Raw genomic sequence first — 6,903 nt, forward strand, 5'->3', positions numbered from 1 at the left:
GGCGCGCTCGCGGTCGCTGAGCGGGATATCCCCGCTCTCGGCACCGCCCGCGCGGATAGTGGCCCGCTCAGGCGACTGCATAAACGCGAGCGCGCCTCGCCCTTTCAGTCCACCAGGACCGCAACTGTACTGCGACCACGCCGCACAGCAACCGCAGACGGCCACGAGCCTCCCCAGCCGATTCGCTCCTATCGTCGCTCATCCCTCGCGCGGCTACGGTCGCGCGCATGAACGCGCGCTCCAGCGCGCGCCGACCGCACCGCAACCGCTCACAGCAACAGCTACTGCCTGTATTGAATTCCCCTCGTGGATCCGGCGAGACTATTTGTGCGTGCCCGTCGCAATCGAGGGCATGGCCGCACTCGAAGTCGAGGGGCTCACCAAGGACTACGGCGAGGTCCTCGCCAACGACGACGTGACGTTCGCGGTCGAGGAGGGCGAGGTGTTCGGCTACCTCGGGCCCAACGGCGCGGGGAAGACGACGACCATCCGGACGCTGATGGGCTTCCAGTCGCCGACGAGCGGCGGCGGGACCGTCCTCGGCCACGACGTGACCGACGAGGCCGACCTGATCGCGGCCAAGCGGCGGATCGGGTACCTCCCCGCCAACCCCGCGTTCGACGAGGGCGTGACCGGCCGGGAGATCCTCGACCTGCACGCGTCGATCAAGGGCGACGAGCGCCGCGGAGAGTTGCTGGAGACGTTCGACGCGCCCGTCGACCGCAAGGTCCGCGAGTACTCGACGGGCAACGTCCAGAAGCTCGGGCTCGTCCAGGCGTTCATGCACGACCCGGACTTGGTCGTGATGGACGAGCCCACCGCCGGCCTCGACCCGCTCATGCAGCGAGCGTTCAACGACTTCGTCGAGGCCGAACAGGAGCGCGGCCTCACGGTCTTTCTCTCCTCGCACGTGCTCAGCGAGGTCCGCCGGGTCTGCGACCGGGTGGCCATCCTCCGGGCGGGCCGGCTCGTGACGACCGAGGCCATCGAGGACCTGCTCCACCGTACTGGCAAATTCGTCCGCGTGCGCGTCGCGGGCGACGTGGGCCCGGCCGCCTTCGACGTCGAGGGCGTCCACGACGCCTCGTGCAGCACGACCGACGGCGGCGGATCCTCCGAGTCCGCCCCACCCGACCACGCCGGCGCCGACGGCGCCGTCACCGAGTGTACGTTCACCTTCACCGGCGACGTGAACGACCTGATCGCGGCGCTGGGCGAGCGGCGGGTCCTCGACCTCGACATCGAGGAGGCGCCGCTCGAAGAGGTGTTCATGCGGTTCTACGGAGGAGAGGATGCTTGAGATCGCCCGCTATGAGGGGCGCCACCGGATCCGTGGAGCCGCCGTCGCGACCGCCGCGCTCGCGGGGTTCGCGCTCCTCTACATCTTCGTCTACCCGACCTTCGCCGAGAGCCTCGGCGCCGACATCGACCAGTTGCTCGAAGCCTACCCCGAGGCGCTCTCGAAGGCCTTCGGCGTCCAGTCGCTGGCGACCATGGAGGGGTATCTCGCCTCCGAGCTGTACACGTTCGGCTGGCTGCTGGTCGTCGGGATCTACTTCGCCTACGCCGGCGCGTCGCTGATCGCCGCCGACGTGGAGCGCGAGCGCATGGACATGCTCCTCTCGCTGCCGGTTTCGCGCGCGCGAGTCGTCCTCGAATCGTTCGCCTCGCTGGCCGTCCCGCTGGTCGCGCTCTCGACGGTCGTCCCCGTCGTCGTGGTCGCCGCCACCGCCGCCGTCGACTACCCCGTCCCCGCCGTCGACGTGGCCGCCGTCCACCTCCTCTCGATCCCGTATCTCACGACCTGCGCCGCGCTCGGCCTCGTCGCCTCCGTCGTCTTCGACCGGGCGGGGGTCGCCCAGCGGGTCGCCGCCGGCGCGCTGGTCGGCCTCTTCTTCGCGGAGTCGCTGGTCACCGACACGGACTTCGAGACCGTCGGCGTCGTCTCCCCGACGCGGTACGTCGACCCCAACGCGGTCCTCCGGGAGAGCGAGTACGCCGTCGGCGACGCCGCCGTCCTCGCCGTCGCGACGCTGGCGCTCGTCGTGCTCGCGGTGGCGATCTTCCGGCGGAAGGACATCGAGTGAACGAGGCTCCACCCGGTCCGCGTACGGGACCGTTCGGTCGCCGCGTCCGCGCTCGTCCCGTCAGTCCAGGTCGGCGCCGACGGCCGCCTCGACGGAGTCGAAGCCGTCCCGTTCGAGCAGGTCGAGCAGGCCGAGGTTGATCTCGCGGGCGATCGACGGGCCGCGGTAGAGGAAGGCGGTGTACAGTTGCACCAGCGAGGCGCCGGCGCGGATCTTCCGGTAGGCGTCTTCCGCGGTGGCGACGCCGCCGACGCCGACGACCGGCACGTCGACGCGCTCGGCGACGAAGCGGGTCATCTCCGTCGCCCGCGCCTCGATGGGCGCCCCGGAGAGCCCGCCGGTCTCGACGCGGTTGGGGCTCTCCAGCGTGTCGGGCCGCTCGGTCGAGGTGTTGGTGGCGACCACGCCGTCCAGCCCGAGTTCGGTGACCAGATCGAGCGTGTCCGCGACCGCGGGCTCGGGCAGGTCCGGCGAGAGTTTGATGAGGAGGGGCGCGGCGCCGGCGTCCTGCAGTTCAGTGAGGATGGCCTCCATCGCCTTGCGGTTCTGTAGCTCCTCGAAGCCCTGGGAGTTCGGGCAGGAGACGTTGACGACGAAGAAGTCCCCGCCGGCCGCGACCTCCTCGTAGGTGGCCAGGTAGTCCGCGGGCGCGCCCGCGGTGTCGACGTGCTCGGACTTGGCGATGTTGACGCCGACGGGGACGGGCGCGTCGAGGGCGCGGAGCCGTTCGCCGACGACCTCGGCGCCGTCGTTGTTGAGGCCCATGCGGTTGATGACGGCGTCGTCGGCGCGCAGGCGGAACATCCGCGGGCGCTGGTTGCCCGACTGCGCGACGGCGGTGACGCCGCCGACCTCGACGAAGCCGAAGCCCAGCGCGGCCAGCCCGCGGACGGCCCCGGCGTTCTTGTCGAAGCCGGCGGCCACGCCGACGGGGTTGGGGAACGACGATTCGAGCGCGTCGACGCGCAGGCGCGGGTCGTCGACGGCGTAGTGGCGGGCGATGGCGCGGTCGAGCGGCGCGTGCCCGGCGGCGCTGACGGCCCCGTGGCCGAGGGTGTGGGCAGTTTCGGCGGGGAGCGAGAACAACAGTGGTTTGGCGATGTCGTAGGCGTTCATGGGTGAGGTGCGCCCCCGAGGGGGCGGGACCGGCCCGGGCGCTAGAACTCGTGTTCCACGTCGTCCGGGTCGGCCTTCTGAATGATGATCTTGTTGTCGCGGACCCGGACGAACACCTCGTCGCCGATCTCCATGCCGGCGACGGCCAGCTCGTCCTCGTGGATGTTGATGTGGACGTTGTGGTACTCGCCGTCCTCGTCTTTGGCGCCACTCGGGCTGAGCTTCTTCTTTCGCACCATCGCGCTATCCTATTCGGCCCTTCGCCGCAGGATGCACTTAAGTCTACCGTGCGCGCTCGCGTGGTGACCCGCCGATCCCGCCGCGAGGGCACGGCCGACCGTGCGCGCGAGTTTTATTCCCCGCGATCGGGGCGGAAATCTGGACGATATCGACCGCCCTCGCGCGGCCGAACGCGTCGACTTATAAACGAATCGCCAGCACGCGCCCCGATCCGGGGGTATATTTATAATGAATCATGTGCTGGGTTGTCATGGAGCGGTCGAACCAATGGCACCCGACAGCGACAAGCGCAACTTCGCGCTCAGGACGGAGAACGGCGAGGAAGACAGCGTCTTCTCGGGGAGCACGCCCCGGCAGGCGGCACTGAAGGCGGCGCGGCGGCTCGACCCGGCCAGCAGCGAGGCGGCGGCCGACCGGGAGTCGATCCGCCTGCGGGAGAAGGGCACCCACAAGGTCCACGTCTACGAGGGGTGGTCCTGGAAGGAGTCGCCGCCGGACGTCGACATGAACGAGTGGGACGCCGACGACCCCTCCGACGTGTGGATGAACCAGGTCGACGAGATCACGAAGGCCAACGTCTCGAAACAGGGCGTCGAGCACCTCGACGATATTTGAGTCGCCCGCGGGCGGTTCTCCCCGACGACGCCCTCCGACGCCGGACCCCGTCCGAGTTGCGGGACCGCCGTCCGCGTCCCGTCGCTCCGCGTGCGTGAACTACATAGGGACGCCACTCCGACTGGCGGACGCGTGGCTCCCACCCGGCCACACCGAGCGCGCGACGCGCGGGATGACTGGCCGCCCTCCTGCCACGCGACACTCCCCCGACCAGCCGCGGGACCCGCGGTCCGATTTCCGTTCGGTCGCCGTCCCGTTCCCCGACCGGTCCGGCCAGCGTTCGAGCGCAGTCGCGCGCTCGCACGTGTGACCGTCCCATGAAATCGCATGACGTGGCGGGTTTCGATCCGACGGCCTTAAGTGAATCACCCCCATCGAAACAGGTACGGAGCGGCGCGGGGCAGGCGCCCCCGCCGGGCCGCGGAACGCGCCCACCGCTCGCCGGTCGGTCCGGCGAACGGCGCGGCGTTCGTCCCGTCCCCGTCGTGCGGTTTCGACGGGACCCGATCCGACGCCCTTAAGTGTAACAGGGCGTTCGGATGGATTGCAAGCGGGGCCCGGTCGGGGCCGACGAAACCCGGCCGTCCGGACCGACGCGATGTCGAAGGGGTTATGTACCCTCCTCGGCTTACGTTGAGGTCCGAAGGAGATGAGGATTCCACCCCTGCGGTCCGCCGTACAGATGGGATCTGATGTTAGCCCTGGTAGTTCGGTGACACCCGGTCTGTGACCGCGTGTCGCCGGACGCTAGACCACGATAGCGATAAGAGATCACACTCATTCGAGTGTGTTCCCGCCTAACCCCCCTGCTTCGCAGGGGACATTCCGGTTGATCCTGCCGGAGGCCATTGCTATCGGAGTCCGATTTAGCCATGCTAGTCGCGCGGGTTCAGACCCGCGGCAGATAGCTCAGTAACACGTGGCCAAACTACCCTATGGACGGAGATAACCTCGGGAAACTGAGGCTAATATCCGATACAGCTCGCAGCCTGGAGTGGCGCGAGCTGGAAACGTTCCGGCGCCATAGGATGTGGCTGCGGCCGATTAGGTAGACGGTGGGGTAACGGCCCACCGTGCCGGTAATCGGTACGGGTTGTGAGAGCAAGAGCCCGGAGACGGAATCTGAGACAAGATTCCGGGCCCTACGGGGCGCAGCAGGCGCGAAACCTTTACACTGCACGACAGTGCGATAGGGGGACTCCGAGTGCGAGGGCATACAGTCCTCGCTTTTCTGTACCGTAAGGTGGTACAGGAACAAGTGCTGGGCAAGACCGGTGCCAGCCGCCGCGGTAATACCGGCAGCACGAGTGATGGCCGATCTTATTGGGCCTAAAGCGTCCGTAGCCGGCCGGGCAAGTCCGTTGGGAAATCCACGCGCTCAACGCGTGGGCGTCCAGCGGAAACTGTTCGGCTTGGGGCCGGAGGACTCGAGGGGTACGTCCGGGGTAGGAGTGAAATCCCGTAATCCTGGACGGACCACCGGTGGCGAAAGCGCCTCGAGAAGACGGACCCGACGGTGAGGGACGAAAGCTAGGGTCTCGAACCGGATTAGATACCCGGGTAGTCCTAGCTGTAAACGATGCTCGCTGGGTGTGCCACAGGCTACGAGCCTGTGCTGTGCCGTAGGGAAGCCGAGAAGCGAGCCGCCTGGGAAGTACGTCTGCAAGGATGAAACTTAAAGGAATTGGCGGGGGAGCACTACAACCGGAGGAGCCTGCGGTTTAATTGGACTCAACGCCGGACATCTCACCAGCACCGACAGTAGCAGTGACGGTCAGGTTGATGACCTTACCTGAGCTACTGAGAGGAGGTGCATGGCCGCCGTCAGCTCGTACCGTGAGGCGTCCTGTTAAGTCAGGCAACGAGCGAGACCCGCACTCCTAGTTGCCAGCAACACCTTGCGGTGGTTGGGTACACTAGGAGGACTGCCGCTGCCAAAGCGGAGGAAGGAACGGGCAACGGTAGGTCAGTATGCCCCGAATGTGCTGGGCAACACGCGGGCTACAATGGCCGGGACAGTGGGACGCCAGTCCGAGAGGACGCGCTAATCCCCTAAACCCGGTCGTAGTTCGGATTGAGGGCTGAAACTCGCCCTCATGAAGCTGGATTCGGTAGTAATCGCGTGTCAGAAGCGCGCGGTGAATACGTCCCTGCTCCTTGCACACACCGCCCGTCAAATCACCCGAGTGGGGTCCGGATGAGGCCTGGATACCCAGGTCGAATCTGGGCTCCGCAAGGGGGATTAAGTCGTAACAAGGTAGCCGTAGGGGAATCTGCGGCTGGATCACCTCCTACTGACCGGGACTGGGGCGTCGCCCCAGCCCACCTATCTGGCGTCCCGCGACCGCCCGCAGCCGGGCACCTATGAACTACCAGGGCTAACGACGGGCCCATAGCTCAGCGGCAGAGCGCCGCCTTTGCAAGGCGGAGGCCCTGGGTTCAAATCCCAGTGGGTCCATGTCACGTACGGCGGTTCGAACCGTGTCCCTTAAGTGGGGCACGCCACTCGAATCGTGGTACGAAGACCGGTGCACCATCCCGTGCGAACGCGGATGGGAAGGGTCGATGCACGCGCCACCTCACCCGTGGGTGTGCAGATGAGACTGTGTGTACGTGCGATCCAGGCGTCCACTGGACTCGTTCATCGAGTCCAACGACGTAGGAGATCCATCCGGATCTCCACACATCGGAGGTCCCTCACCGGACCTCCTCCACTAACGTGGCTGCTATGCCACCTGGTGAATAGCTCGGCTCGAGTGCCGACGAAGGACGTGCCAAGCTGCGATAAGCCTGCGGGAGCTGCATGGAAGCGAAGAACGCAGGATCTCCGAATGGGAATCCCCAC

The 6,903-nt window shown here is 67.1% G+C and carries 5 protein-coding genes, 1 tRNA gene and 2 rRNA genes; 6 read left to right on the plus strand and 2 right to left on the minus strand.

The features are described 5' to 3' along the window. Positions 1-352 precede the first annotated feature (352 nt). Together ACMGFI_RS08290 and ACMGFI_RS08295 are read left to right on the plus strand one after the other, a co-directional pair. The gene (locus tag ACMGFI_RS08290; protein ID WP_436908818.1) at positions 353-1,300 is read left to right on the plus strand and encodes an ABC transporter ATP-binding protein; all 948 of its coding nucleotides are present in this window, start codon (positions 353-355) and stop codon (positions 1,298-1,300) included. Then, positions 1,293-2,087 carry an ABC transporter permease subunit gene (locus tag ACMGFI_RS08295; RefSeq protein WP_436908819.1) on the plus strand — a complete coding sequence of 265 codons (795 nt, stop codon included), beginning with the start codon at positions 1,293-1,295 and terminating at the stop codon, positions 2,085-2,087. The genes ACMGFI_RS08290 and ACMGFI_RS08295 overlap by 8 nt, the downstream gene beginning before the upstream one ends. A 60-nt stretch (positions 2,088-2,147) precedes the next feature. Here ACMGFI_RS08295 and ACMGFI_RS08300 read toward each other — a convergent pair whose 3' ends face one another. Further along, positions 2,148-3,203: a quinone-dependent dihydroorotate dehydrogenase gene (locus tag ACMGFI_RS08300; protein ID WP_436908820.1), complete on the minus strand. Its 1,056-nt coding sequence runs from the start codon at positions 3,201-3,203 to the stop codon at positions 2,148-2,150. 41 nt (positions 3,204-3,244) lie between these two features. Beyond that, a complete protein-coding gene (locus ACMGFI_RS08305; RefSeq protein WP_006882158.1) occupies positions 3,245-3,442 on the minus strand; it encodes a hypothetical protein in 198 nt (65 codons plus the stop codon). A gap of 268 nt (positions 3,443-3,710) precedes the next feature. Between ACMGFI_RS08305 and ACMGFI_RS08310 the strand changes: the two genes are divergently transcribed. The 4 genes from ACMGFI_RS08310 to ACMGFI_RS08325 all read left to right on the plus strand — a co-directional run. Beyond that, on the plus strand, positions 3,711-4,058 hold the full coding sequence (locus tag ACMGFI_RS08310) for a non-histone chromosomal MC1 family protein (RefSeq protein ID WP_436908822.1): 348 nt from the start codon (positions 3,711-3,713) through the stop codon (positions 4,056-4,058). An 822-nt stretch (positions 4,059-4,880) separates the two neighbouring features. Continuing rightward, positions 4,881-6,351: ribosomal RNA gene (locus ACMGFI_RS08315) — 16S ribosomal RNA — on the plus strand. Between the two features lie 93 nt (positions 6,352-6,444). Continuing rightward, positions 6,445-6,516: transfer RNA gene (locus tag ACMGFI_RS08320), tRNA-Ala, on the plus strand. Positions 6,517-6,772: 256 nt separating this feature from the next. After that, a 23S ribosomal RNA gene (locus ACMGFI_RS08325) occupies positions 6,773-6,903 on the plus strand; the annotation flags it as partial.

The organism is Halosimplex marinum (genome assembly GCF_051414075.1).
Classification (GTDB): Archaea; Halobacteriota; Halobacteria; order Halobacteriales; family Haloarculaceae; genus Halosimplex; species Halosimplex marinum.

Excerpts from the sequence above, each read along its gene's own strand:
- ACMGFI_RS08290 (WP_436908818.1), top strand. The coding sequence starts at position 353 with ATGGCCGCACTCGAAGTCGAGGGGCTCACCAAGGACTACGGCGAGGTC.
- ACMGFI_RS08295 (WP_436908819.1), top strand. The coding sequence starts at position 1,293 with ATGCTTGAGATCGCCCGCTATGAGGGGCGCCACCGGATCCGTGGAGCC.
- ACMGFI_RS08300 (WP_436908820.1), bottom strand. The coding sequence starts at position 3,203 with ATGAACGCCTACGACATCGCCAAACCACTGTTGTTCTCGCTCCCCGCC.
- ACMGFI_RS08305 (WP_006882158.1), bottom strand. The coding sequence starts at position 3,442 with ATGGTGCGAAAGAAGAAGCTCAGCCCGAGTGGCGCCAAAGACGAGGAC.
- ACMGFI_RS08310 (WP_436908822.1), top strand. The coding sequence starts at position 3,711 with ATGGCACCCGACAGCGACAAGCGCAACTTCGCGCTCAGGACGGAGAAC.